20 protein-coding genes and 5 tRNA genes are annotated in these 25,096 nt (G+C 56.0%); 18 read left to right on the forward strand and 7 right to left on the reverse strand.

What is annotated here, in order from left to right:
* Window positions 1-366: 366 nt before the first annotated feature.
* On the reverse strand, window positions 367-678 hold the full coding sequence (locus tag ABEV74_RS07930) for a hypothetical protein (protein WP_062491127.1): 312 nt from the start codon (window positions 676-678) through the stop codon (window positions 367-369).
* Between the two features lie 74 nt (window positions 679-752).
* Window positions 753-1,190 (reverse strand): cupredoxin domain-containing protein, encoded by a 438-nt coding sequence (locus tag ABEV74_RS07935; protein ID WP_335338536.1) that lies wholly within the window; start codon window positions 1,188-1,190, stop codon window positions 753-755.
* A 200-nt stretch (window positions 1,191-1,390) separates the two neighbouring features.
* On the opposite strand from ABEV74_RS07935, the gene ABEV74_RS07940 reads away from it, so the two are divergent.
* Together ABEV74_RS07940 and ABEV74_RS07945 are read left to right on the forward strand one after the other, a co-directional pair.
* Entirely contained in the window at window positions 1,391-1,954 is a 564-nt protein-coding gene (locus ABEV74_RS07940; protein ID WP_430144942.1) for a thioredoxin family protein, read from the forward strand.
* A gap of 1 nt (window position 1,955) precedes the next feature.
* Window positions 1,956-2,588 (forward strand): MBL fold metallo-hydrolase, encoded by a 633-nt coding sequence (locus ABEV74_RS07945; RefSeq protein WP_062491131.1) that lies wholly within the window; start codon window positions 1,956-1,958, stop codon window positions 2,586-2,588.
* A 112-nt stretch (window positions 2,589-2,700) separates the two neighbouring features.
* On the opposite strand, the gene ABEV74_RS07950 is transcribed toward ABEV74_RS07945, so the two are convergent.
* Window positions 2,701-2,946 carry a hypothetical protein gene (locus ABEV74_RS07950; RefSeq protein WP_062491132.1) on the reverse strand — a complete coding sequence of 82 codons (246 nt, stop codon included), beginning with the start codon at window positions 2,944-2,946 and terminating at the stop codon, window positions 2,701-2,703.
* Between the two features lie 296 nt (window positions 2,947-3,242).
* Here ABEV74_RS07950 and ABEV74_RS07955 point away from each other — a divergent pair, with 296 nt between their 5' ends.
* Entirely contained in the window at window positions 3,243-4,982 is a 1,740-nt protein-coding gene (locus ABEV74_RS07955) for a Rieske (2Fe-2S) protein (protein ID WP_430144977.1), read from the forward strand.
* Between the two features lie 986 nt (window positions 4,983-5,968).
* On the opposite strand, the gene ABEV74_RS07960 is transcribed toward ABEV74_RS07955, so the two are convergent.
* A complete protein-coding gene (locus tag ABEV74_RS07960; RefSeq protein WP_430144945.1) occupies window positions 5,969-7,735 on the reverse strand; it encodes a glycoside hydrolase family 2 protein in 1,767 nt (588 codons plus the stop codon).
* Window positions 7,736-8,096: 361 nt separating this feature from the next.
* On the opposite strand from ABEV74_RS07960, the gene ABEV74_RS07965 reads away from it, so the two are divergent.
* On the forward strand, window positions 8,097-10,259 hold the full coding sequence (locus ABEV74_RS07965; protein ID WP_430144980.1) for a Tex family protein: 2,163 nt from the start codon (window positions 8,097-8,099) through the stop codon (window positions 10,257-10,259).
* 131 nt (window positions 10,260-10,390) lie between these two features.
* Here ABEV74_RS07965 and cmpA read toward each other — a convergent pair whose 3' ends face one another.
* Together cmpA and ABEV74_RS07975 are read right to left on the reverse strand one after the other, a co-directional pair.
* Window positions 10,391-10,528 carry a cortex morphogenetic protein CmpA gene (gene cmpA / locus ABEV74_RS07970; RefSeq protein ID WP_145977324.1) on the reverse strand — a complete coding sequence of 46 codons (138 nt, stop codon included), beginning with the start codon at window positions 10,526-10,528 and terminating at the stop codon, window positions 10,391-10,393.
* Between the two features lie 101 nt (window positions 10,529-10,629).
* Complete coding sequence (locus tag ABEV74_RS07975) at window positions 10,630-10,983, reverse strand: hydrolase/acyltransferase (protein WP_430144949.1); 354 nt, start codon at window positions 10,981-10,983, stop codon at window positions 10,630-10,632.
* Between the two features lie 100 nt (window positions 10,984-11,083).
* Here ABEV74_RS07975 and ABEV74_RS07980 point away from each other — a divergent pair, with 100 nt between their 5' ends.
* The 9 genes from ABEV74_RS07980 to ABEV74_RS08020 all read left to right on the forward strand — a co-directional run bounded on the left by ABEV74_RS07980 (window position 11,084) and on the right by ABEV74_RS08020 (window position 20,614).
* Window positions 11,084-11,566 (forward strand): SprT family protein, encoded by a 483-nt coding sequence (locus tag ABEV74_RS07980; RefSeq protein WP_430144952.1) that lies wholly within the window; start codon window positions 11,084-11,086, stop codon window positions 11,564-11,566.
* A 646-nt stretch (window positions 11,567-12,212) separates the two neighbouring features.
* The gene (locus ABEV74_RS07985) at window positions 12,213-14,003 is read left to right on the forward strand and encodes a sensor histidine kinase (protein WP_430144954.1); all 1,791 of its coding nucleotides are present in this window, start codon (window positions 12,213-12,215) and stop codon (window positions 14,001-14,003) included.
* Window positions 13,981-15,468: a response regulator gene (locus tag ABEV74_RS07990; protein ID WP_430144957.1), complete on the forward strand. Its 1,488-nt coding sequence runs from the start codon at window positions 13,981-13,983 to the stop codon at window positions 15,466-15,468. Before ABEV74_RS07985 ends, ABEV74_RS07990 begins: the two co-directional genes overlap by 23 nt.
* Window positions 15,469-15,643: 175 nt before the next feature.
* Window positions 15,644-16,555 (forward strand): ABC transporter permease, encoded by a 912-nt coding sequence (locus ABEV74_RS07995; protein ID WP_430144960.1) that lies wholly within the window; start codon window positions 15,644-15,646, stop codon window positions 16,553-16,555.
* Window positions 16,549-17,409, forward strand: a complete 861-nt coding sequence (locus tag ABEV74_RS08000; RefSeq protein ID WP_430144963.1) for a carbohydrate ABC transporter permease — start codon at window positions 16,549-16,551, stop codon at window positions 17,407-17,409. The genes ABEV74_RS07995 and ABEV74_RS08000 overlap by 7 nt, the downstream gene beginning before the upstream one ends.
* A 30-nt stretch (window positions 17,410-17,439) precedes the next feature.
* Entirely contained in the window at window positions 17,440-18,984 is a 1,545-nt protein-coding gene (locus ABEV74_RS08005; protein ID WP_430144965.1) for an extracellular solute-binding protein, read from the forward strand.
* A gap of 18 nt (window positions 18,985-19,002) precedes the next feature.
* Window positions 19,003-20,289 carry an FAD-dependent oxidoreductase gene (locus ABEV74_RS08010; protein WP_430144968.1) on the forward strand — a complete coding sequence of 429 codons (1,287 nt, stop codon included), beginning with the start codon at window positions 19,003-19,005 and terminating at the stop codon, window positions 20,287-20,289.
* Between the two features lie 157 nt (window positions 20,290-20,446).
* Window positions 20,447-20,522 (forward strand) — tRNA-Asn (locus ABEV74_RS08015).
* A gap of 3 nt (window positions 20,523-20,525) precedes the next feature.
* A tRNA-Ser gene (locus tag ABEV74_RS08020) sits at window positions 20,526-20,614 on the forward strand.
* 46 nt (window positions 20,615-20,660) lie between these two features.
* Here ABEV74_RS08020 and ABEV74_RS08025 read toward each other — a convergent pair.
* Entirely contained in the window at window positions 20,661-21,101 is a 441-nt protein-coding gene (locus tag ABEV74_RS08025) for a hypothetical protein (protein ID WP_430144971.1), read from the reverse strand.
* A 392-nt stretch (window positions 21,102-21,493) separates the two neighbouring features.
* On the opposite strand from ABEV74_RS08025, the gene mgtE reads away from it, so the two are divergent.
* The 5 genes from mgtE (at window position 21,494) to ABEV74_RS08050 (ending at window position 24,702) form a co-directional block, all read left to right on the forward strand.
* Window positions 21,494-22,870, forward strand: coding sequence for a magnesium transporter (gene mgtE, locus ABEV74_RS08030; protein ID WP_213531733.1), 1,377 nt, complete (start codon window positions 21,494-21,496; stop codon window positions 22,868-22,870).
* A gap of 107 nt (window positions 22,871-22,977) precedes the next feature.
* Window positions 22,978-23,052 (forward strand) — tRNA-Glu (locus ABEV74_RS08035).
* Between the two features lie 45 nt (window positions 23,053-23,097).
* Window positions 23,098-23,173 (forward strand) — tRNA-Lys (locus ABEV74_RS08040).
* Between the two features lie 61 nt (window positions 23,174-23,234).
* A tRNA-Leu gene (locus ABEV74_RS08045) sits at window positions 23,235-23,320 on the forward strand.
* A 119-nt stretch (window positions 23,321-23,439) separates the two neighbouring features.
* On the forward strand, window positions 23,440-24,702 hold the full coding sequence (locus ABEV74_RS08050; RefSeq protein ID WP_430144974.1) for an IS91 family transposase: 1,263 nt from the start codon (window positions 23,440-23,442) through the stop codon (window positions 24,700-24,702).
* The last annotated feature ends 394 nt before the right edge of the window (window positions 24,703-25,096 follow it).

Below are 25,096 nucleotides of genomic sequence, written 5' to 3' on the forward strand. Positions count from 1 at the left end.
ACAAACTTCTTGACACTACCAGGGATAGGGCATATTGAGCGATTATGCCGAATTAGGTGTATTTTGTGCAAATAAACTCGCGGCTATCGGCTCATCTGTCGGCTCATCTGTCGAAACGCGCAGGCCAAGCTCGGGAATCGCGTCGAGAACCGGGGAGGCGTGAGAGGGCGCGTAGCCATGCAGCCGGAACGGATGCCGAACCCGAATCAAACCGCATAACGAGCGGGCATCAGCCTGCAACTGCCTGGTTCCAGACGTTGGTGAAGCGTTCCACGCTGCAACCGCCTGCAACCGGCATCAGCCAGGCCGTTCCTTTCGATCCGGAACAGCCCGGCTCCTCAGTCGGGTCAGGACGGCCGGCACGTTTCAACCTCCAAAAGCTTCGCGGAACGCGGCGCACAGCTTCGCGCGGTCGACTTCCCACAGCTCGGCGATCTCTCCGCTGACATTTTCGTCCCACCAGTCCGCCAGCGCCTTTCGGTTGCTGTAATGCTCGTAGATCCACGGCAAGTTGAGGGTGACTTTTTGAAAATACAGCTTTTCCGCCTGCTGGATGCGCTCCTTCGGAATCCATTTTTTCAATCGCTTGACGGTCCGGTACAGCTCCTGGTTGCAGGCGCGGCGGATTTTACGGGCGGTAGGGTAGCCGGCCTGATACTTTTCGCTTTGCGGCTTCATAATGACCGCCTCCTTCCATCCCTATATGTATGCGCTCGTTCGCGCGTCCGCCACTGTCTTTCGGAGCCAAAGCGTTACAGTACGACGATATAGCCGACCATCGGACCGTTCGAATGGATATCGGCATGCGTCAGACACCGGATCGGATACGTGCCTTTTTTGTCCACCTTGAACCGGACCGTCGTCGTGTTTCCTTTCGTTACCTCGCCGCGCACGCCGAGCCCCTCGATGACAAACGGGTGGCTGGCGCCGTTGACGCCCGTAATGTTCAGTTCAACCGACTCGCCTTTGCGCACGACGATCGTTCCCGGGTCCCACCGGTACGCTTCCAGTTCCTTGCCGTCAGCGGTCGTCGTTTTAAACTCGCCGGTTACCAGATGAAAAATTTGTTCGCCTTGCTCCGTCGCGTTTACCGCTCGCGCCTGCTCGTACCGCAAATAAAATGCCGCAACGATGACGGCGAGCGCGACATAGACGAACAGCCGGACTTGCTTTTTGCTGACCACGAACACTTTGGACAACTTCATCCTCCCCTTCCGGTTCTGCTCATTGTGCTTCCAGGGCTAGTCTATGCGCAGGCTTGTCAGCGGATGACACATGGACGTTCGGGAATCGCCCGGCTTGCGCGCCTTCGGTCCGGCCTGTTATCCGTACGCCCGTTCTGCTACAATAGAAGCAATACCAAGTTTTTCGGGAAAGCGAGGAGTTGCCAATGAGTAAAAATGTAGCGGTTAAGCTGAACAAGGGCATCAGCCCGCAGCAGTTCCGCGATTCCATGCAAAAAAACAAGGAGGCGTTCGAGGACTGGTACGAGCGTTTCGAGTGGAACGAGGACGATCGCGTATTTTTCGAATCGCTTAACAACCGCGACGATTTGCGCTGTCTCATTCTGGCTGCGGAATGGTGCGGAGACGTCGTGCGCAATGTACCGGTCGTGTTCCGTGCGATGGAAGTTAGCGGCATTCCGACGGAAGTGCTCATTATGGAGGAGCACCTCGACACGATGGACGAATTTTTGACGATGGGCGGTCGCGCCATTCCGATCGTCATTTTCGCCGATACCGGAGGTCATGTACTCGGTCAATGGGGACCGCGTCCGAAGCATGTTCAGGAAGTGATGACGCAGTTCAAGCTGAACAATCCCGACCGGGAAGCGCCCGATTATCAAGAGAAGCTGGCCGAAACCCGCAAAGAAATGATGCGCCGCTACGGAGAAGGAACGGACTATCAGGCCGTTATCATCAAAGAGCTGCGCAGCTTGCTCGAGTCGTTCTAATATGTTGAATATCGAAACATTTACGCTCGGCCCGCTTCAGACAAACGCTTATCTGGTGACAGAAGAGACGGGAAAACGCGGGTTCGTCATCGATCCGGGCATGTCGCCGGCGCGTTTGCTGGAACGTGTGAAAGGGTTGGAGATCGAGGCGATTGTGCTGACGCATGCGCATTTCGACCATATGGGCGGGGTGGACGCGCTGCGCAAGGCGGCCGGCTGTCCGGTATACATTCACGAGCTGGAAGCCGATTGGCTGACTGATCCGCAGAAAAACGGTTCCGCGAGGTGGCCGGACGTTTCGCCGCCGCTCGTCACGGACCCGGCCGAATACCGGCTGGAGGAAGGCCAGACGCTGGAGTTGATCGGGCACCGGTTTCAGGTTATGCATACGCCAGGCCACTCGCCGGGAAGCGTCAGCCTGCTGTGCGGCCGCGACCTGTTCGCGGGCGATGTGCTGTTTCGGCTGTCCGTCGGACGAACCGACCTCCCCGGCGGCCGGGAGCGGGATCTGCTCGATTCGATTCGTCTCAAGCTGTTCAAGCTTGATCCCGAGGTGACCGTCTACCCCGGACACGGGCCGAAGACGACAATCGGATTTGAGATGGCGAACAATCCGTATGTGGCGCTTCGTTAACTAGACAAGGCCTCCGTTTCGCGCGTTCGCGCGGGCGGGAGGCCTTGTTTGCCGTCAACGGACGGCCGTTCTATAATCGTTCGCGAATGATCTGCCTGCTGAAAAATGCGATTTAAGGCGTCGTCGGCTCCGTGCCGCCCGCATCGCCGTCGACCGCGCCGTCGTCGCCTGCATCGGGGGATTCCGGCGCATCCGCATCGACGTCCGTACCGCCTTCATCGCCGCTGTCCGGCGTAACCGCATCCGGGGTTTCTTCCTCGACGATGCCGCTGTCTCCTTCTCCGCATCCCGCCGCCGTCATCGCGATCACAGCCATCATTACCGCCGTCAGCAACATTTTGGACCATTTCAGTTTCACGCTGATCTTCTCCTTTCCTCAGGTGAAAAGTGTAACGCCGAATCGGCGCTACTCGTTTTTTAACCCGGAGCCGCCGAACTTGAATATGATAATTTTTTAATCGGCATTCGGACGAGATGGAAAGCTTGAAGCGAAGAAGACGAAAGATAGCGCCTTTCCCGGCGATCCGAACGTAAAGGACTTTGGCTGCGGAAAATCGAATACATTAGGGTGAGGATTTAAGCGGCTGTTCGAAGCGAAGGGCCGCTCCCCTATTCTAGTCGGCTCTGCCGGAAGGAGGCGTCGGGGTGAAGGAGATGTACGCAGCGGCAAACGAGTGGATTTTAGCGGGAACGTTGAAAGCGCTTAATGAACAAAAAGCGATGGTGGTAAAAGGCGGAATCGCCGTGTTTTGCCATGAAGACCGGGTGTATGCGGTGGATAACCGTTGCCCGCATTTGGGCTTTCCGCTTCATTTGGGAAGTCTGTGCGACGGGCTGCTGACCTGCCATTGGCATCATGCGCGGTTCGATATATGCAGCGGCGGGACGCTCGACCCATGGGCGGACGACGTGCCGGTGCATGACGTGCGGATCGAGGATGGCAGCGTATGGGTGAGCCGCCGCCCGCGAACTTCGAGGCGTACGGCGGACGATGCGGCGAGGCTTCGGGAAGGACTGGAACAAAATATCGGCATTGTCATCGCGAAAGCGGTCGTCGGTTTGATGGAGGCGGGATACCCGGAGCGCGATATCGTGCGCATCGGCATCGAATTCGGCACCGGGGTGGCCGGAGGCTGGAATTCGGGGCTTACGATTTTGACGGCGATGGCGCGCATTTTGCCCAAGCTGGACCGTAACGGCAAAATATTGGCGCTGTACCAGGGCCTTCTGCATGTCGCCCGCAACAGCGCGGGCCGCCCCGAACGGAGACTGCTCGGGCCGCTGCCGCAAGGGGACGTTTCGCTCGAGCGGCTGGCCTCCTGGTACCGCAACTGTATCGAGGTGCGCGATACGCAAGGGGCGGAGCGCATATTGTTGACGGCGATCGGCCTCGGGGCGACGGACGATCAATTGCGGTCCATGATGATGACGGCGGCGACAGACCACGTGTATCTCGATGGCGGCCATACGGTCGATTTCCACAACAAGGCGTTCGAAGCGCTCGAGCTGGTAGGACCGGAGCTGCGGGTGCGGGTATTGGCTTCGCTTGTGCCGCTGCTGTCGAATCCGTCGCGAAGCGAGGAGCAGCATCATTGGCAGGCGCCGGTCGATCTGGTCGGGCCGTTGCGGCAGGCATTTGTCTCGCTCGAGGGCGGGTTGCCGGAGAACCGGCGCCCGCTTGTGCCGGAGGAGGAGGAGCGGCTGCTCGGGCTGCTGCTTGCGGACCGGCCGCTCGAAACGATTCCGGCGCTCTCGGCGCTGCTTGCGGACGGCTGCCATCCGGCCGAGCTGGCGCGAATGACGGCGCTCGCCGCCGCAGAGCGGATCGTGCGGTTCCATACGCAGAACGACTTCGGCGACTGGATCGCCGTCCTTCATACGTTCACGCATGCACATGCCGTACACGAAACGGTCACGCGATGCGACGATCCGCTGCCGGTGCGGGCGCTGTTTCACAGTGCGGCGGCGATCTATCTCGATCGCTTCCTGAACGTGCCGGCCGCTCCCCGGCCGAATGCCGCCGGCTCGCCGGGCGAACCGGCTGACAAGCTGCTGGAGCTGCTTGACAAGCGGCAGCAGGTGAACGAAGCGGCTGCATGGGCCGCCGGCTATTTGCGCGGGGGCGGCGACCCGGACGCGCTTATCAACACGCTCGGCCACGCACTGCTGCGAGAAGATGCGGAGTTCCATTCGTTTCAGCTGCTGGAGGCGGCTATCGGGGAATACGAGAGCTGGAACGGCCGCAGCGATGCGTTCGCCGAGCGCGCGAGGGAGACGCTGCTGCTGGCGGCGGTGCGCTACCTGGCGGCTCATGCGCCTACGGCACGGGAAACGCCCCATACCGCACGCATTGCGCAGCGGCTCAACCGGGGCGAGCGACTGTTCGAGGAGTGACCTGTTCGCATGCGGGTGGCGGAAGGAACTTATTCTCCCGCATACGATCGTGCGGAGCGCGGGTTTGCACCGCTATGCGGAATGCGGATTTGACGGGTCGTTCGCCTGCGGTGTACCGCCCGTGGTGGATATGAAGGTGGTGGCAATGCGAGGGGGGCCGGGATGTTCGCGAGGTTGCGCCATAGCGTCTGTCGTCCGGGTGCGTCCTGGTGAGATCGCGGTCAAATAGTAGGGGCGTTCCTTGCTTCAAAACGAACAAATACTGCATTTATACAACTTTTTGGAGTGATTTTCGTGCTTCAAAAGAAAAATCCTGCAAATATGCAGGATTTTTCTGGTATTTACCGACTTATCTCGGTATTTCGTTTGAAAAAGATGTAAAAATGCAGGAATTTCGCTTAATTATCTTTTATATGGAAAAAAAGATGTATAATTGCAGGAATTTCTACTGATGTCGGTGAACGTCTCGCATAGCGGTCGCCTTCTTCAGGCCCGCGCCGCCACTGGCGCTCACGGTTCGCGCTCCACCAAGCCCACGCGCCCACTAGGTTCGCGCGGCACTAGGCCCGTGACCCAAGCCTGGGCTGCCAAACTGGCGCCACCAGGCCCGCGCGCCCCCGGGCATGCGCCCTACCGGGCCACGCGCCCTCGGGTATGCGCCGCCAAACTGGCGCCACCAAGCCCGCGCGCCCCCCCCCAGGCCCGCGCCGCCACTGGCGCTCACGGTTCGCGCTCCACCAAGCCCACGCGCCCACTAGGTTCGCGCGGCACTAGGCCCGTGCCCCAAGCCTGGGCTGCCAAACTGGCGCCACCAAGCCCGCGCGCCCCCCCAGGCCCGCGCCGCCACTGGCGCTCACGGTTCGCGCTCCACCAGGCCCACGCACCCCCGGGCATGCGCCCTACCGGGCCACGCGCCCTCGGGTATGCGCCGCCAGGCTGGCGCACCAAGCCCGCGTGCCCCCGGGCCCGCGCCGCCAAGCCGGCGATCACTCTTCCTCGATCGCAGCTTTCCTGGTATTGATCGCCCGGATGACGGCCGGATCGAATTTGGGCTTGCGGTCGTACGTGTAGAGGCCGTTCACTTCCTGCTCGATGTCGTACAGCTGCGTATAGCAGAAGCCGAACATGCGCGGGTTGTCGAGCAGCGTCGTCGTCAGACCTTCGTAGCGGCGCAAAAATTCCTCTTCGCTCTTCGGCCGGTCGCCGTAGCCCCAGCCCTCGTCGCCCACCTGTCCGGGATTCCACCAGATGCCGCCGTATTCGCTCACGAAATACGGCTGCCCTTCGTATTTCTGACGGTTCGGGAAGGTGTTGTACGGTTCGCCGCCCGTTTTCATCGGCTCGTAGCGGGCTTTGAACGTTTCCGGATTCTGATCGTAATCGTGCACGTCGAAAATATCGGTTGCGACATGGAAGTTGCCGCTCGTATCGATCACCGGACGCGTCGGATCGAGCCGTTTGGTCGTCTCGTAGACGATGCGCAGCACCTCGTCGTTTTGTCTTGCGCCGTTGTAATCCCATGTTTCGTTAAACGGGCACCAGCCGACGATGCTCGGGTGGTTGAAGTCCCGCTCCACGCCTTCAAGCCATTCCGGCAGAAAACGCTCGAGCCCTTTGGCCGTCGTAATATCGAGGCCCCAGTTGGCATGCTCACCCCAGACGAGGTAGCCGAGCCGGTCGGCCCAGTACAGGAAGCGGGGCTCGAACATTTTTTCGTGCAGTCTGGCGCCGTTAAAGCCGAGGCCGAGCGAAATTTCAATATCTTTCCGCAAGTCGTCGTCGGTCGGCGCGGTATAGATGCCTGCGGGATAGAAGCCCTGATCGAGCACAAGGCGCTGGAACACCGATTTCCCGTTAATGCGGAACGCCATGCCGTCGAGACGGAGCGTGCGCAGCCCGAAATAGCTTTCGACTTCGTCGGCGGCTGCCGCGTCTGCTCCGGACGGAAGAAGCGACAGCTTCAGATCGTACAGGTTAGGCTGTCCCGGCCCCCACAGATGAACTTCCGACAGCGGCAGCGTCAGCCGGGCGGACGGGCCGGATACGATCGCCTTGACGTTGCCGGCCGCGCGGCCGGCATAGTACGCCTCGGCCTTGAGCGTCGCGCCTGCGACCGGACCGGCGAGAGCGGCTTCGATATGCAGCTGCGCGTTGTCCGGGTCGGGATACAGGCGGAAGCTGCGAATATAGGCTTCCGGAACCCGCTCGAGCCAGACGGTCTGCCATATGCCGGTCGTCCGCGTATAGTCGCAACCATGAGAATAGTACCGTCCGCTTTGTTTTCCGCGCGGCTGCAAGCCGGAGCGGACATCGTCCTCCGCGCAGACGGTGACGGTATTCACGCCTTCGCGCAGCGCGTCGGTAATATCGAAGGAAAAGGAGCTGTAGCCGCCGCGGTGGGTGCCGACGATACGGCCGTTCACCCAGACGGTCGCTTCATAATCGACGGCGCCGAAATGCAGCAGCGTCCGTCCCGGCCGCCAGTTTTGCGGAATTTCGAAAGAGCGTTTGTACCATACCGCGGGCATAAAGTCTTTATGTCCGATGCCGGACAGCTCGCTCTCCGGGCAGAACGGGACGACAATCGTCCGTGCCAGCGCATGCTCTTCCTGATGCCAGCCGCGTTCTTTGCCGCTTTTGCCGTAATCGATTTCAAATTGCCAGCTGCCGTTTAAATTTTGCCATTCGCCGCGCACCATCTGTGGCATCGGATGTTCCGGTCTTGGGATCGCGTTTGCAGAGGAATTCGCCATGCTTGATCCATCCTTTCGCCTTTAATCGTAAACTTTCGTGAACTTAAACGATCACGTTTATTGTAAGTCCGCCCATTATTTACGTCAATAAAAATTAATTAAATAACTTATGAGTTAACTAATACAATACTGATCTGGCATCTGGCCGGAAAATTTGAGAAAATAGGGAACAGACTTCGATCGATTCCAAGGTCGAACAAAGGAAGGTGCAAAGCGGTTGACTGAAACGAATACGTATACCCCGGACGGGAAGGAGAAGCACCCGGAATCGAAAGGGGCGGCATCGCCGGACGGGACGGAGAAGCAAGCGGAAGCGAAAGGGGCGGTATCGCCGCAAGAGGCGGCGGCGTCCCGCGAACGGATGATTCGGGCGATCGCTTCCGAACTGTCGCTGCCGGCGGGCAAAGTGAAAGCGGCGGTGGCGCTGCTGGACGAAGGAAACACGATTCCGTTCATCGCGCGCTACCGCAAGGAATTGACCGGGGAACTGGACGAGAACGAGCTGCGCGCGATCGAAGACCGTCTCCGTTATATGCGGAATTTGGAGGAGCGCAAGCGCGAAGTCGTCCGGCTGATCGACGAGCAGGGCAAGCTGACCGACGAGCTGCGAGCGGCGATTGAGAAAGCGGTCAAGCTGCAGGAGGTCGAAGATCTGTACCGGCCGTACAGGCAGAAGCGGAAAACCCGTGCAAGCATTGCCCGCGAGAAAGGACTGGAGCCGCTTGCCAAATGGCTTTGGTCGCAGCCCCGCCAGGGAGATCCGCTGCAGGAGGCAGCAGGTTATGTCGATCCGGACAAGGGAGTCGACAGCGCCGAGGCGGCGCTTCAGGGCGCGATGGATATTTTGGCGGAGCAGCTGGCCGACGACGCGTCGATTCGCGCGTGGGTGCGCAGGTTCACGCACGACCACGGCGTGATCCGGACCGAAGCGAAGGACCCGGAACAGGACAGCGTATACGAAATGTATTACGATTACCGTGAGCCGGTGCGGAAGCTGCCGCCGCATCGGGTGCTGGCCATCAATCGCGGGGAGCGGGAAGAGGTGCTTCGCGTGACGCTTGAGGTGCCGGCGGAACGGATTCATGACTATATCGGCAGACAGACACTGCGCAACGGGACAGCTCCGGCAGTGCGCGAGACGTTGATCGCGGTGATTGAGGACGCCTACAAGCGGTTGATTGCTCCGTCTATCGAGCGCGAGGTGCGGGGAGAGTTGACGGAAAAGGCCGAGGAGCACGCCATCGCGATTTTTTCGGCCAATTTGCGCAACTTGCTGCTGCAGCCGCCTGTTCGCGGCAGCGTCGTGCTCGGCGTTGACCCCGCGTTCCGGACCGGCTGCAAGCTGGCGGTCGTCGATGAAACGGGCAAGCTGCTCGAGGTTGCCGTCTGCTACCCGACGGCGCCGCACCATAAGGTGGAGGAAGCCGAACGGATTGTGAACGGCCTGATCGACAAGCACGGCGTCGATATTATCGTCATCGGCAACGGCACGGCGTCCCGCGAGACCGAGCGGTTCGTCGCCAATTTGATTGCGAAGCGGCGCGGCGGCCGGGCGGACGGGGCCGGAGACATCCGCTATATTATCGTGAACGAGGCGGGAGCGAGCGTCTATTCCGCATCCAAGCTCGCGGCGGAGGAGTTTCCGGATCTGGACGTGGCGGAGCGCAGCGCCGTGTCGATCGCGCGCAGGCTGCAGGACCCGCTTGCGGAGCTCGTCAAGATCGAGCCGAAAGCAATCGGCGTCGGCCAATATCAGCATGACGTCAGCCAGAAACGTCTCGAAGAGACGCTCGGCGGCGTCGTCGAATCGGCGGTCAACCATGTCGGCGTAGACGCCAATACGGCTTCGCCGGCGCTCCTGTCGTACGTGGCGGGAATCAATGCCGCCATCGCCCGCAATATTGTGAAATATCGCGAGGAGAACGGGCGGTTCACCGACCGGAAACAGCTGCAGAAGGTGCCGCGGCTCGGCGCGAAAAGCTACGAGCAATGCATCGGCTTCCTGCGCATTCCGGACGGCTCCAACCCGCTGGACCGGACGCCGATTCATCCCGAGTCGTACCCGGTCGTGGACAAGCTGTTCGAGGCGCTCGGACTGCGAGCGGAGGAGCTTGGTTCGGAGACGGCCAAAGCGCGGCTGGCGGCGGCCGATCCGGAAGAACTCGCTCCGAAGCTCGACGTCGGGGTGCCGACGCTGCGCGACATTATCGACAGCTTGCAGCGCCCCGGACGGGATCCGCGGGAAGAACTGCCGCCGCCGGTCTTTCATACCGATGTGCTGGATATCGAGGATCTGAAGGAAGGGATGGAACTGCAAGGAACCGTCCGCAACGTGACCGATTTCGGCGCCTTTGTCGACATCGGCATCAAAAATGACGGACTCGTCCATATTTCGCAGCTGAGCGACAAATTCGTCAAGCATCCGATGGATGTCGTGGCCGTCGGGGATACGGTAACCGTGTGGGTGCTCGGCGTCGATCTGAAGAAGGGGCGCGTCAGTTTGACGATGCGGAAGCCATTGTGAACGGACCGCAAAGTCCATAAGTTCGGATGGAAGCCGTCGTGAACGGACCGTCAAAATCCATATGTTCGATTACGAGGCAGGGCTGCCCCAAAGCCGTTCGTCGGCTTCAGGGCAGCCCCTTGTTTGCCCCCTCATGGAAGGCCGGTATAATCGTTTTGCGGACGTTGCCTGGCACGGTAAAAATACCAGCAGTCGTTCAACAGACGGATTTGCCGCCGGTCTTTTTTCTGAAAGGCACGCATCAGCTGGTTGCAGAGCCATTGCGGCATCATGATCGTCCTCCTCCCGGCCGTTCTAATGGTATTAATAATCATATGGAAGAGGACGGATGCCTGTGCAGGTCCCAGCCGCATTCGCCGGTCTTTCGGTTTTACAATTCGGCTTCTTCTTCGTACCACTGCTCCAGCTGCGCCTGCAGGGCGCGAATTTCGGTCAGCAGCGAGACGAGCGGGTAAGCTTGCTCCCGGATCGACGCGAATTCGCGTTCGAGCGAATTGATGTAATCCAGCCCCGATACGATCGCAATGTCCGGATCGTGCAGCTCGACATCCGACATTTCGGCAACGGCGTACGGAAGCCGCGGCACATTGTCAGCCGTCAGCTTGTCCAGTTCCTTGTGAAGGCGCAGATTGAGCGCGCTGAGTTGATAGGCATGCGATTCGGGCATTTCGACAAAGGTGAGTTCCGTTTCGTGTTTCATCAAGACGTAGCGCATCTTCGGCATACAGCTTTTGTTCTCCCCTCGATCCAACGCTCGTTGGAATTACTACTTGACAGTTTATCTTATGGCCGCTTTACAATTCAAGTAGTTGGGGGAGATTGCAATGAATGACGAAACGCTTCAGGCATGGGTGGAAAAAATATCGTGGGAATCGTTCGGACTTCCTTTCCGGCATAAGGCGGTGTTTAACGGCAGGCTGCGGACGACGGGGGGCCGCTATTTTACGAAAACGCATCATATCGAAATCAGCCCGCATCAGCTTGCGGCGTTCGGCCCGGAAGAGACGGAAAAAATTATCAAGCATGAGCTGTGCCATTACCATCTCCATCTGGCGAACAAAGGGTACCGGCACCGGGATGCCGATTTCAAGGCGCTGCTGGCCCAGGTCGGCGGCACGCGCTATTGCCGCTCGCTCCCGGGCAGCCGTCAGCGGAAGTCCATGCCATACCGCTACAAGCTCGCATGCGTGGATTGCGGAACCGAATATTTGCGTAAGCGGCGGATCGACCCGTCCCGTTACGTATGCGGGCGGTGCCGGGGGAAATTGAAAATTTTTACGCTGTCCGCCAGTGACAAGGTTACCTGAAAAGGATGGAATCGCGCTTGAGGCCATGCCGGCATTGTGATGTTGAGGCGACGGGGGTTGCCGGCGAGCCTCCGGCGGACAGCCGAAATGCTGCAGACGACCGAAAGGTAGCGGACAGCCGAAATGCTGCAGACGACCGAAAGGTAGCGGACAGCCGAAATGCTGCAGACGGCCAAAAGGTAGCGGACAACCAAAATGCTGCGAACGTCCAAAAGGCAGGCGAACGTCCAAAAGGCAGGCGAACGGCCGAAACGCTGCAGACGACCGAAAGGCAGCGGACAACCAAAACGCTGCAGACGGCCAACAGGCAGGCGAACGTCCAAAAGGCAGGCGAACGGCCGAAAAGCAGCTTACGGCCAAGACGCTGCGGTCCGTCACAGGCTGCAGTCGGCCGGGGGCACACGTTCTGTCCCTCTTGCCGGCGTTCGTTCGTCATGTTCCAACGGGCATCCGCTTGGCGATTTGGGGCGATTCCTTTGACTCATTCGTTCGGGGGAGGCCAGCGGGCGATGCCCTCAGCGGGTTTGCACAGCGCGGCAACCCGCCTTTTTTTATTTTAACCGGCGATGGTCGCGGATCTTGCCCGGCTGGCCGCAATGGAATCGCGAAGCGACACTCTCCACTAAAAAAGAAAAGGTGAATATCGATGAGAATGGCCAAACGACTTGTACCGACTTCGTTAAAGAACAGGCTTTTTGCCGCATTTCTGCTCCTCATTCTGATTCCTTATTCCCTTCTGCAGCTGCGCAATTTCAACATTATCCAGAGTACGTTTGAGACCAACATCGGTTCGCAAAACAAGTACCAGCTGGAGCAATTGAAAACGAATTTCGAAGAGTTGAAGAGCACGGTTTTAAAGACGGTGTTTCAGATGGAAAAGGATTCGCGCATCCGGCTCGTGCTGCAAAATGCAAGCGCATACACAGCGGAAGCCCGGTTTGAAATCGTATCGGACAAATTCAGGGATATGATCAATAATTTGCAGCAGCCCGACGATTCCATTTACATAACGCTTACGGATTTGCAGGGGGCGGTCTATGCCTCGTACGAGACCAACAATCTGCTTGCGAATGGGAAAATCGAGCACGATCGGCAGATGGAAAACATGCTGCGGAACAAGACCGCTTATGTATGGGACACCGGAAAGGACGAAGTTCATGCCGCCGTATCCGGTCGTTCCACGCTTCTTACATTCTACTCGCTGCTCGGGGACGCGGCGGAACCGCCGCTCGGCTTCATTCGGGTAAGCATCGATTACGAAAAATGGTTGAAAAACGTCGTCAAAAACTTTCCCGTCCAGCAAAGCTTTTTCATCGTGAATGCCGACGGCGAGGTGCTGGCCCGTACGAACCAAAGTCTCGCCCTCCATTCCGAACGGCTGCTGGCGTCTTTGAGGCAAAAATCGGACGCGGATTATGTCACCGATGCGAATCGTTCCGTCATCGTGACCGATATCGGCATCCCGTCGATGGACTGGTATTTGGTCAGCCAGTTTTCACTCGATTGGTTTTTCGGAGATCTGAAAAAGATCAACAGTCAATTTTTTGTAACGTTTCTGTTTATGACTTTCGTTTTCATCCTGATCACCTTTTTTATCCTATCGACCATTACCCGTCCGCTCCAGATTTTGCACAAGAAGATGTCGGGGATGGTGGCCCAAAATTTCAAGATCCGAATCCCCACCGAAAAATATAGAGGCGAGATGCTGGTCTTGGCCACAACGTTCAACAAAATGGCCGAAGATATTAGCGCGCTGGTGGAACGGGTCAAAATGGAAGAACGGCAGAAGGAGGCGCTCCGGTTTCAGATGTTGCAGGCGCAAATGAACCCCCATTTTCTGCTCAATACGCTCAACACGATAAAATGGAACGCCTTGTCGAAAGAGGATCGGGAGACGGCCGAGATGTGCATTTCTCTCGGGAAGCTGCTCGAGGCGAGCCTGAATGCCGAATCGGAGCTGATCCATCTGCAGGACGAGCTTGAGCTGATCCGCGCTTATGAGTACATCCAGACTTTTCGTTTCAACCAAAAGTTCGAAGTGCGCTATGAATGCGAAACGAAGCTGCGCTATGCGCTGGTCCCGAAGCTCAGTCTGCAGCCGCTGGTGGAGAATGCGATTCAGCACGGATTTTCGCGAATGCATGAAGGAGGGCTCATCCGGATCCGGGTTTACGACGACAGGAATCGTTTGATCCTCGAAGTGGAAGACAACGGCATCGGCATCGAAAAGGCTGCGATGTCCCGACATGCGCGCAAACGGAAATCGCTTGGCTTGCATAATGTGCGGGAAAGATTGAAGCTGCTGTTCAAACAGGAAGGCGAGCTCGAATTGATCCCGTTGCCGCAAGGCACCATGGCCAGAATGCGTTTTCCGCTGTTAATTTCGGCCCCATATCAGGACGGAGGCGATTCCGATGTGGAAAGTGCTGCTCGTTGAAGACGAGACATTCGTAAGAAAGGCGTTAAAGCAAATTATCCGGTGGGAAGATATGGGCTTTCAGGTGGCGGGAGAAGCGGAAGACGGCGCGGAAGCATTGGAATTCATTCGAAACGAACGGCCGGATCTCGTGATTTCGGACATCGTCATGCCGGTCATGGACGGAGTGGAACTGCTGAAGCAGACAAGAGAGCTGGGACTGGATAGCCGTTTTGTCATGCTGACATGCATGAACGAATTCGAGTACGCCAGACAAGCGCTGGAATACGGGGCTTCCGGATATGTGCTGAAGCTCTCCATGGACGAAAGCGCGCTCCAGAACATATTAAGCAAAGTCGACAAGGAACTGGCCGATCGTGTGGAACGAAAGGCGCAAATGGAATGGCGCCAATACCAGCGGTTTTATGAATGGAACTGGAGAAATTACGTCAACCCCGATACGCTTCCCCGGCGCGACGAGCCGTTCGAATCGCTCCCGGCATCCGTCCGCTCCTGCCGGCTGGTCTTGTGCTGTGCGCTTCATGGGGCGGAACCTTTTTCCGGACGCGACGTTCTGGAATCGGATCTCCTGGAGCGGAATCCGAAAGCCTTCGTCCACGAATTCAGAAAAAACGGCCATACGACCGTATTTTATTGGAGTCCGGACGAGATCAGGATGAAAACGAACGGCGACCGGCCGTTCCCCTATGCCGGCGTGTATTCTTCCCCTTGCACGGTGGAGGAAGTTCCTGCCGTCTGGCATCAAGCGCTTCGCCAATTGGACGAACGGTGGTACAGCGGCCGGACCGGCTTGGCGCCGCTAAATCGCGAAGGGCTCGGACTGTCCGCGTATGTTCCGCTGCCGTGGCATCTGGAGCGCGATATCATTCAGAGCTTCGAACTGATGAGAGAGCAGCAGGCCGATATGCTGCTGAACCAGGTCTGGCGTTTCATGGAGGAGCACCGGCTGCCGATGCATCTGGTAAAAGAAACGGCGGAGCGAATCGACAAAATATGTGCGAAAATCGCCGGCCTGAACGCGGATCATGCGGACGATCTGCTGGAAAGCCGCAGTCACGGCGAGCAGAAGCTGCACATACGGAAAGCGCTGGAGCGGTACATGACGCATCGGATCAAGCAGAGCCGGGATTTGACCGACCATAAGGAAATCAACAAAATTATTGACTACATAAAGCGCAACTATGACCAAGACGTGACGCTGAAAGCGATGGCGAAATATGTGGCGATGGATGAAAGCTATCTGAGCGGTCTGTTTAAGAAGAAAACCGGGGAGACGCTCATTCAGTATTTGCACCGGGTTCGAATCGAACAGGCAAAATTTTATCTGGAACAAACCGATTGGCCGTTGCACGAAATCGGAGAGCGGGTCGGATTCGCCAATGTGAACTACTTCTTTAAAATTTTCAAACGTTTGACCCGGCTTACGCCTACCGATTATCGGAACTCGCTCAAAAACCGTTCGTGAACATGTGCGCGACAAACAGAAAATCGTTCATTCATCAAGTTAAATATGTTCATTTTGGCGCATTCGGCCGCGGTGATATAGTGAACTCATAAATTGACTTGGAAAGGTTGTGAAAGACGACTTGCAGCAGGGAGCGATATCCGGCCCGTCTGCGACAGCTGCCAGGAATAAGGCGATGTTTCGGACCTTGGGAAGACAGATTTGGAAATACCGGGCCTATTATCTGATGCTTCTTCCAGGAATCATCTATTATGCGGTTTACAAGTATTTGCCGATTTACGGAATTGTCATCGCTTTCAAAGATTATGACATGTTGGCAGGCATAGCGAACAGCCCCTGGGCAGATCCGTGGTACAAACATTTTCAAGCGTTTTATGAGTCCCCGTATTTTAGCCAGCTTCTCGTCAATACCGTATTGATCAGTCTTTACAAGCTGGTGTTTGGCATGTTTCCGCCGATAGCTTTGGCCGTTTTGTTGAATGAATGCCGCGCAGACTGGTTCAAAAGATGGGTGCAGACGCTCAGCTATATGCCGCATTTTCTTTCGTGGGTCATTATTTACGGCATTCTGATCGTGCTGTTGTCGCAAGATTCGGGAATCGTCAACCAGCTCATCGCGGAGTTCGGCGGGAATCCGGTCCCGTTCCTTACTTCGACGGAATGGTTTCGGAGCGTCCTGGTCGGATCGGAAATCTGGCAGAACCTCGGTTGGGGGGCGATCATCTATTTGGCCGCGATGGCGGGCATCGACCCCACCTTGTATGAAGCCGCCAGAGTGGACGGGGCCAGCCGCTTGCGCATGATTTGGCATATTACGCTTCCGGGCATTCGCAACGTAATTGTGCTGCTGCTGATTTTGCGCCTGGGGCAAATGATGGATGCGGGGTTCGATCAAATTTACATTTTGTACAACATCCATGTTTATCCGGTCGCCGACATTCTGGACACGTGGGTATTCCGGACCGGTCTCGAACAGTGGAACTTCAGCCTGGCTGCCGCCGTCGGCCTGTTCAAGTCGGTCATCGGGCTGCTGCTTGTGCTCGGCTCCAATTCCTTGGCGAAAAAATGGGGGGAAGGCATATGGTAAGGGGGCTGGAAGACAAAATTTTCAACGCGGTATCGTACACCATTCTTGCCCTGGTCGGTTTGGCGACCGTCGTCCCCCTGCTCTATGTGCTGTCCGTATCGCTGACCCCGTACGCGGAAGTGCTGAAAAACGGCGGATATGTGCTTTTTCCGAAAGAAATTACATTCAACGCCTATGAAAAGCTGCTGTCCAACTCGGCGATCCCGAGGGCGTTCCAGATTACCATATTCGTCACGGTAGTGGGAACGGCGATCAATTTGACGCTGACCGCCTTGCTCGCTTACCCTCTCAGCCGCAAAGGGATGCCGGGCCGCCGTTTGTTCCTGTTTATGGTCTTGTTCACGCTGTTGTTCAACGGCGGCATTATTCCGACCTACCTGATCGTAAAAGCGACGGGACTGATCGACACGGTTTGGGCTCTGATCGTACCGAATGCCATCTGGAGCTTTAATGTGCTCGTCATGAAAGGCTTCTTCGAGAACTTGCCCGAAGAGATATTCGAATCCGCGCGTATCGACGGGGCGCATGAATGGCGGATTCTGCTTCGGATCGCCGTCCCGCTTTCCATTCCGTCGATTATGACGATCGGCCTGTTCTATGCGGTGGGGCATTGGAACTCCTTTTTTGCCGCCATTATGTACATTACGGATCGCTCCCTGTTTCCGCTGCAGGTTGTGGTCCGGGAAATTCTGATGATGACCCAGCAGCCGCTGGAAAACGCCGAAGATATGGTGCCGACGGTCACGATGCAGATGAGCGCGGTTATTTTCGCCAGTTTGCCGATTATCGCGGTTTATCCGTTTCTGCAGAAGCATTTCACGAAAGGCATGATTATCGGATCGATTAAAGGTTGAATGGGACCAAATTCCAAAAGGAGGACGAATATGGCAAAGAAACAGCTGGTATTTGCTTTGCTGGCCGCAGGCGCTCTTGCAAGCTTTATGCTTGCCGGTTGCGGCTCCGGCAACGAAACCGGTGGCGCGGAAGGCTCCGGTGAAGGCGGCGCGAATCAAGCGTCGGCCCCGGTAACGATCAACATGACGCTGCCGGGTACGGGGCTGCCGACTCCCGACAATGACGATATCAAGAAGGCGCTGGATGAAAAATTAGGGACAGATATTCAACTGACGGCGATTCAGTCCGGAGATGATTACAACAATCAACTGCGGGTGCGTATGTCTGCCGGCAATTATCCGGATTTGTTCACGACCAGCTACACGTACTTGAAGGAATTTGCGGAGAAAGGGCTGCTTTTGGATCTGACGCCGTATTTGGAAAAAGAGCTGAAGCCGGCGAAAGACTTTATTACGAATTTGAGCAGCGAGGATATTTGGAAGAAAGTGACGGTGAACGGTAAAATATATGCCATTCCGAGAGTACCCGATGTTCCGTTCTCTTCTTTCTGGATCCGCCAGGACTGGCTGGATAATCTGAAATTGAATCCGCCGACGACGCTCGATGAATTGTTCGAAGTGGCGAAAGCGTTCACAGAGCAGGATCCGGACGGCAACAAGAAAAACGATACGTATGGCATTACCGGTCAAAAATTCGATGCTTTTTCCCCGGTATTCGGCGCATATGGCGTGGGGCAGCCCGGTACCTTCTATGAAAAAGAAGGTAACGTGATCAACGCCTATTACGATCCGAACATGCCGGAAGCATTGGCGTTTATCAAAAAGCTGATCGATGCGGGCGTGGTCGATCCCGAGTTAATGACCAACAAAGGAAACGTAGACCAGCAGAAAGCTTTCCAAGGAAAGGCCGGCATCATTTTCAAGGGATGGACTGACATGTCCAAGGATGAATTCGTGAACCAGTACAAAACGATCAATCCGAAAGCCGAATGGGTGCATATCGACGCTCCGAAAGGACCGGCCGGTCAGTTCAACGGATCGTTCGATTTCGATATGCCGTCGAGATATTATGCGATTCCGAAAGCGATGGAGAAAGACAAGGCCAAACTGCAAAAGATATTCGATCTGATCAACTATGTATCCGGCGAAGAAGGAAACGACCTTGTCATGTACGGCATCGAGGGCAAGCATTACAACGTGGTGGACGGCAAGGTCGAGCCGACCGAACTGATGGCTGTAGAGGGGAACTATTTCCATCTGTATCAAATTACAGGCCGTCCCAATAAGGAATATCTGGCAGTGAAGTTTCCCAACCAGACAGAAGATATCGAATTTGCGATCCGAATTCCGCGCATCAAAACGTTGGACAGTTCCGTTGTTCCGCCAACCGGATTCAATAAGGCCGATGCGGACCGTTACGCTGAGGAAGAACTCGTGAAATTCGTCTATGGCAAAAGACCTTTGAGCGAGTACGGCGATTTTCTGAAAACGCTGGAAACGACGTTCAAATACAATTTGTATGTGGATGAAGCCATGAAGCAAATCAAAGAGCAGGGATTGGCCAATAACGGATAAAACGGAGGAGGAAGCGAAATGGCGGGAACCGATTATGATGTAATTGTGATGGGAGGAGGCCCAAGCGGCATTGCGGCTGCGGTTGCGGCGGCGCGGGAGGGAGCGAGCACCCTTCTGATCGAGCGATACGGATTTTTGGGCGGCGCCGGTACGGCGATGATGGTCAACCCGTGGATGTCGTACTGGGCAGGAGGGTCCGATCAGGTGCAGCTTATATTCGGCGTGCTGCAGGAATTGATCGATCGCATGACCGAGATGGGCGCATACGGTCATCCGAAGCAAATTACCGCTTTCGACCCCGAAGCGTTGAAAGTCGTGGCCGAACGCCTTTGCAAGGAAGCGGGAGTGACCCTCTTGTACCACAGCTTTCTGGGCGCCGCCCAGATGGATGATTCCGGCCATTACATTAAATCCGTCAAGGTCGCCAATAAATCGGGTCTGGTCGATTTCTCGGCCAAAATGTTTGTGGATGCGACGGGCGATGCCGATCTGGCCGCATTGGCGGGAGCCACGGTCAATAAAGGACGTTCTGTGGACGGTCTGAGCCAACCGATGACGCTCAATTTCCGGATGGCCAATGTGGATGTCGACCGGATGCCGGACCGCAAAGAAATTACCCGCCGTTATCTGGAAGCGAAAAAAAGAGGCGAGATCCGCTGCCCTCGTGAAGATGTCCTGTGGTTCTATGCCAACCAACCCGGAGTGATTCATTTCAATACGACCCGGATCATCCTGAAGGACGCCACCAATCCGTGGGAATTGACGGAAGCGGAAATCGAGGGACGCCGCCAGGTCCAGGAATTTGTCCGGTTTTTGAAAAAATATGTGGAAGGATTCGAGCATGCCTACCTTCAGACGACCGCACCGCAAATCGGTGTCCGCGAATCGCGCCGCGTAGTAGGGGAATATATACTTACAGCGGAAGAATTGCTTGCTGCTTGCAAGTTCGAGGATGTGATCGCCCGCGGTGCTTATCCGGTAGACATTCATAATCCGAACGGCGAAGGAACGATTCTTCAGCATCTCAAACCGGGCGAGTGGTACGACATTCCGTTCCGCTGTCTGGTACCGTTAAAAATTGAAAATTTGCTGGTCGGCGGGCGTCCGATTTCCGCTACGCACGAGGCGCATTCGGCGATCCGCGTACAGCCGATTGCCATGGCGATCGGGCAGGCGGCAGGAACCGCGGCGGCGATATGCGTCAAAGAGCAGGTCCTTCCGCGTCAGGTGAATGTTCGCCAGGTGCAGGAGTCTCTGACCAAGCAAGGCGCGAGACTCGGAATCGAAGCGAGCCGGAATCCGTAAGGACAGCCTTTCGTGCTCCGGCAGGGGTTCGGCCCCTGCCGGAGCATTGGATTTGACGCATAAAAACGGTCCCGATCGCGAAGTCTAAAAATAAGAATTTTACGCTTGACTCGGAAAACAGGTCGTGATATATTAACTATTGTCACTTTCGTTATATTCCCTGATAGCTCAGTTGGTAGAGCACTCGGCTGTTAACCGAGTTGTCACAGGTTCGAGTCCTGTTCGGGGAGCCATATGGAGAGGTACCCAAGAGGCCGAAGGGGGCGCTTTGCTAAAGCGTTAGGGTGTAACAGCCGCGAGGGTTCGAATCCCTCTCTCTCCGCCATACATCGAACGAAAAAATCCCGCAAGGGATTTTTTTATTTGCCTGTCTAACCGTCCGCGCCGGTTAGTCGGTGCGTCTCGCCATCCGTCAAATCGTCTCTGGTCCGTCGGTGCGCCTCGCCATCCGTCAAATCGTCTCCGGTCCGTCGGTGCGCCTCGCCATCCGTCAGATCGTCTCCGGTCCGTCGGTGCGCCTCGCCATCCGTCAGATCGTCTCCGGTCCGTTGATGCGCCTCGCTTTCTGTCAGATCGTCTCCGGTCCGTTGGTGCGCCTCGCTTTCTGTCAGATCGTTTCTGATCCGTTGGTGCACCTCGCCATCCGTCAGATCGTCTCCGGTCTGTTGATGCGCCTCGCCTGTCAGGTCGTTTCTGATCCGTTGGTGCACCTCGCCATCCGTCAGATCGTCCAGCGTCCGTTGGCTTGCCCTGCCATCCGTCAGATCGCCCAACGTCCGTTGGCTTGCCTTGCCATCCGTCAGATCGCCCAACGTCGCGTTTACACCCCCCGCCTTCAGCGCCCCGTCTCCCGGCAGATTGCTTTGGCGAAAAGCTGCAAAAGTACAGGAATTTTGGCTCCAAGAGATGGCTATAGCACAAAATCCTGCAAAAATACAGTAATTTTTGGCTATTTATGTAAATCTGGCTTGAACGGATCAAAAAAACTGTATAATCGCAGAAATTTTCACGTTTTGGTTCTTTTAAGCCCGAAAAAGCTGCACTTTTGCAGCTTTGTCCTTTTATTGGGTTCTATCTTCCGGATGCCAGCCGCCACGTTAGTCCGCGCGTTTCGATACGATGGTTTTGAAGTGCTGCGGGGGAAGTATGGAATAAACGAGATTGTCGCAAACTAATGCGGAAGTGCGGCTGGAGGCGGACGGACATGATCGATGAGACGAAAAGGCAGCATGCGGACCGCCGCACGGAACTGGCGGCGGAAGCTTCGCGGCTGCTTGCCGGCGACGAGAAGCGGATGCGCGTTCAACTCGAAGAATGGGCGCCCTACGACATTGCGCATCTGTATCCCGGGCTGACGATTCGGGAACGATCGCTGCTGCTTGGCGCGCTTGAAACGGAAGCGCTCGCCGACGTTATCAGCGAGCTCGATACCGACAGTCAGCTGGAAGCGCTGCAGCTTGTCGGGGCGGCCCGCGCCGCAGAAGTGCTGAACCGGATGGAGAACGACGACGCGGCGGATATGCTGGCGGACGTGCCGGATGAGGCGAAAGAATATTTGCTTTCGCTTATGACGCGCGACGAGAGCGATATGGTTCGGAAGCTGATGGCGTACGGACCGGAAACGGCCGGCGGCCTGATGACGAACCGGTACGTCTGGTTTCGCGAACGGTATACGGTGCGCGAAGCCGTCGAGAAGGTGAAGGCGTTCGCCGAGCTGACGAAGCATGTCCATTATTTTTATGTCGTCGACGAGGAGAAGCGGCTGAAAGGCAGCTTGACGTATCGGGACCTTGTCCTCGCCAGGGAAGATCAGCGCGTAGCCGATTTAATGCAGGAAAAGGTCGTATCCGTACCGGTGGACATGGACCAGGAAGAAGTGGCCATGTTATTTGAAGATTACGACTTGTTATCGGTTCCGGTCGTCGATCGTGAAAATCGTCTGATCGGCATTGTGACGGTCGACGATGTCATCGACGTGCTGCGCGAGGAAGCGAACGAGGACATCAACAAGCTGTCGGCATCGGACAAGACGATCGATTTCCGCACCGCGCCGCTGACGGCGGCGCGGCGCCGTCTTCCCTGGCTGCTCATGCTGCTTGTCCTGGGCCTCGTATCGGGCGGCATCATCAGCCGGTTCGAGCGAACGCTCGATCAAGTTGTGGCGCTCACCTTCTTCATGCCTATGATTGCCGGCATGACGGGCAATACGGGGACGCAATCGCTTGCCGTCGTCGTCAGAGGGTTGACCGCGCAAAAGCAGATCGGCCGGACGACGATCGTGCGGCTGCTCTGGCGGGAACTGTCGGTCGGACTGCTGATCGGCGCGGTATGCGGGACGGGCATTGCCGTCGTGGCCGGCTGGTGGCAGGCCAGCGCGGTATTCGGTCTCGTTGTCGGCATTTCGCTCTTTTTGACCATCATTATCGGGACGATGGCCGGCACGGTCATCCCGTTACTTTTACATCGGTTGAAAGTGGACCCGGCGGTTGCTTCGGGACCGCTTATTACCACGTTGAACGATTTGTTCTCGTTGACCGTTTATTTCAGCACTGCAACCGTATTTCTGTCGTATCTGACATAAACAAAAAAACAGAAAAAAATTTTTGAGAAAGGGCTTGTCATCCCGAAATCGATTTGCTATAATCTTTTGTGTTGCCACAAAAAATCAGTGTAGATTGAAGGAAATGTGGCCCGTTGGTCAAGGGGTTAAGACACCTCCCTTTCACGGAGGTAACAGGGGTTCGAATCCCCTACGGGTCACCATGAACTCCTCCAACTGACATGTGGTTTCAGCCTGATATACATCATGAGCCATTAGCTCAGTTGGTAGAGCACCTGACTTTTAATCAGGGTGTCGAAGGTTCGAGTCCTTCATGGCTCACCATTTTGCTTCATATTATAATGAAGCAAATGTGGTTGGCGAAGGGGCAACAGCTTATAAATGTGCGGTAGTGGTGGAATGGCAGACACGCTATCTTGAGGGGGTAGTGGGCGTACGCCCGTGGAGGTTCGAGTCCTCTCTACCGCACCATAACCAAAACACCGAAATCCCTTGTTACGCAAGGGATTTTTTTGACATTATAGAATTTATAACATTTTCGGGTAGTGGCAGGTCTTCCGCCTCGTTGTTGTTTTTGGTAAGGTGAGGATATGGAGACGAACGTGCTAAAACGAATCTTCTTTGATGAACATGGACATTGGGAACGGTTTGTTGCGAAGCATAAGGGCAAGCTTCGTCCTAATGTGCTAAAAGAAGTGGAGAAGTTTCGCAAATGCGGAGATCCCCGAAACGGTTTTAAGCTGCTGGTCTGTGAAGGATGCCACGACTTGCGGCTTGTTCCGTATCGGTGCAAGGGAAGATTCTGTACGACCTGTTCATGCGGAGAGACGGAAGAATGGGCGCGGCTTCTGGAACAAGACGTATTCCAGGTGAACCATCGCCACGTCGTCTTCACGATCGATGAACGGTTGCGAGAAGTGTTTCTGCTTCATCGGGGAAAACTGCTGAAAGCGTTTATGGATGAAGCGGTTCGAGTGGTCAAGGCGTATTTCGAGAAGAAACATAAGGTAACCCCAGGGATCATCGCGGGGTTGCATACGTTTGGGGCACGGATGAAATTCAATCCCCATGTCCATATGCTGGTGACCATGGGCGGAATGAAGAAGAACGGGGAATGGAAAACGTATGACTTTGTGCCGTTCGAGATGCTGCGTAAACAATGGCAGACCGTGGTGTTAAAGCTGATTCGCCGGAAGTTAAGCGTCCGAGAGAAAAAGCAAGTACAATCCCGTTTGCAAAAAGCCTACTCCGAAAATGGGGAAGGGTTCTATGTGTATGCCCCGAAACAGAAAGGGAACGTCAAGCGGCAGCTCGGATATATCGGGCGATACATGAGAAGACCGGCGATCGCGGTGAGCCGGATCGAAGCGTATGACGGGGAAACGGTGACCTTTCGTTATCGGGATAAGACGGATGGGGAGGAGAAAACGGAGACGATCCCGGTGGAAGAATTCATCGGAAGGCTGATCCGGCATATCCCGAATGAAAACTTCAAGACAATTCGTTACTATGGGGTTTACTCGCGGCGGATCAAGAGTCTGTGCAAGAAGAGAGTCAGCGAGTGGCAAAAAGCGGCGAGAAGATGGATCGTCAAGGCAAAGCGGATATTGAAACGCAGAACGTGGAGCGAAAGGGTCCAGGAGCAGACGGGGAAACCGCCATGTTGCCCGAAATGCGAAAGTTATTACGAATACAAGGGAGAAGCTTGCCTTGAGGATGGGCAATTGAAGGTGAAGTACGCGGTGTGCTCCACCTCAAAGGCATGTCTGGAAAGGATGATTCGGGATGTCACCGGTGTCCAGGAAACGAAAGGCGGTCAAGAAAAAGAAAAAGCCGCAGAGCGGGCTGCGTAGCAAAGAAACGATAAAATACATTTGTTTGCAATGCAGCAGCGAAGAAGAGATTCCGCTGCAAGTCGTACGGAATTTCGATGTCATGGATGATGGAGATCCGACCGTACCTCCGCAATTTCGTTGTGAAGAATGCGGCGGAGCGATGTATCCGGAATATTACAAAGGAGTTCATGGCTACGAATACAGGATAATTGATGTGAAAAAGTAGACTGGGGACAGGGGAAGATCCCCATACCCCAGCTTACTTTGGTACGTATGAACGGAGATGCACGAACTTAAAGGACGCCGTCAGGCGTTTTTCTTAAAGATGCGAACCGGACCCGAGATCGCCGCTCATAACGGGGATACGGGCAAAGTGCGCGGTCGGGCGGCGGACCGGGCGAATTCTATGTTA

It is taken from the genome of Paenibacillus cisolokensis (assembly GCF_050481165.1).
GTDB classification, from domain to species: domain Bacteria; phylum Bacillota; class Bacilli; order Paenibacillales; family Paenibacillaceae; genus Paenibacillus_AH; species Paenibacillus_AH cisolokensis.

Bases quoted from the DNA above. Each gene is read 5' to 3' on its own strand.
- mgtE (WP_213531733.1), top strand. From the start codon at position 21,494: ATGATCGATGAGACGAAAAGGCAGCATGCGGACCGCCGCACGGAACTG.
- ABEV74_RS07955 (WP_430144977.1), top strand. From the start codon at position 3,243: ATGTACGCAGCGGCAAACGAGTGGATTTTAGCGGGAACGTTGAAAGCG.
- ABEV74_RS07945 (WP_062491131.1), top strand. From the start codon at position 1,956: ATGTTGAATATCGAAACATTTACGCTCGGCCCGCTTCAGACAAACGCT.
- ABEV74_RS08010 (WP_430144968.1), top strand. From the start codon at position 19,003: ATGGCGGGAACCGATTATGATGTAATTGTGATGGGAGGAGGCCCAAGC.
- ABEV74_RS07995 (WP_430144960.1), top strand. From the start codon at position 15,644: ATGTTTCGGACCTTGGGAAGACAGATTTGGAAATACCGGGCCTATTAT.
- ABEV74_RS07960 (WP_430144945.1), bottom strand. From the start codon at position 7,735: ATGGCGAATTCCTCTGCAAACGCGATCCCAAGACCGGAACATCCGATG.
- ABEV74_RS08000 (WP_430144963.1), top strand. From the start codon at position 16,549: ATGGTAAGGGGGCTGGAAGACAAAATTTTCAACGCGGTATCGTACACC.
- ABEV74_RS07990 (WP_430144957.1), top strand. From the start codon at position 13,981: ATGTGGAAAGTGCTGCTCGTTGAAGACGAGACATTCGTAAGAAAGGCG.
- ABEV74_RS07940 (WP_430144942.1), top strand. From the start codon at position 1,391: ATGAGTAAAAATGTAGCGGTTAAGCTGAACAAGGGCATCAGCCCGCAG.
- ABEV74_RS07965 (WP_430144980.1), top strand. From the start codon at position 8,097: ATGATTCGGGCGATCGCTTCCGAACTGTCGCTGCCGGCGGGCAAAGTG.
- ABEV74_RS07985 (WP_430144954.1), top strand. From the start codon at position 12,213: ATGAGAATGGCCAAACGACTTGTACCGACTTCGTTAAAGAACAGGCTT.
- ABEV74_RS07980 (WP_430144952.1), top strand. From the start codon at position 11,084: ATGAATGACGAAACGCTTCAGGCATGGGTGGAAAAAATATCGTGGGAA.
- ABEV74_RS08005 (WP_430144965.1), top strand. From the start codon at position 17,440: ATGGCAAAGAAACAGCTGGTATTTGCTTTGCTGGCCGCAGGCGCTCTT.
- ABEV74_RS08050 (WP_430144974.1), top strand. From the start codon at position 23,440: ATGGAGACGAACGTGCTAAAACGAATCTTCTTTGATGAACATGGACAT.
- ABEV74_RS07975 (WP_430144949.1), bottom strand. From the start codon at position 10,983: ATGCCGAAGATGCGCTACGTCTTGATGAAACACGAAACGGAACTCACC.
- cmpA (WP_145977324.1), bottom strand. From the start codon at position 10,528: ATGCCGCAATGGCTCTGCAACCAGCTGATGCGTGCCTTTCAGAAAAAA.
- ABEV74_RS07930 (WP_062491127.1), bottom strand. From the start codon at position 678: ATGAAGCCGCAAAGCGAAAAGTATCAGGCCGGCTACCCTACCGCCCGT.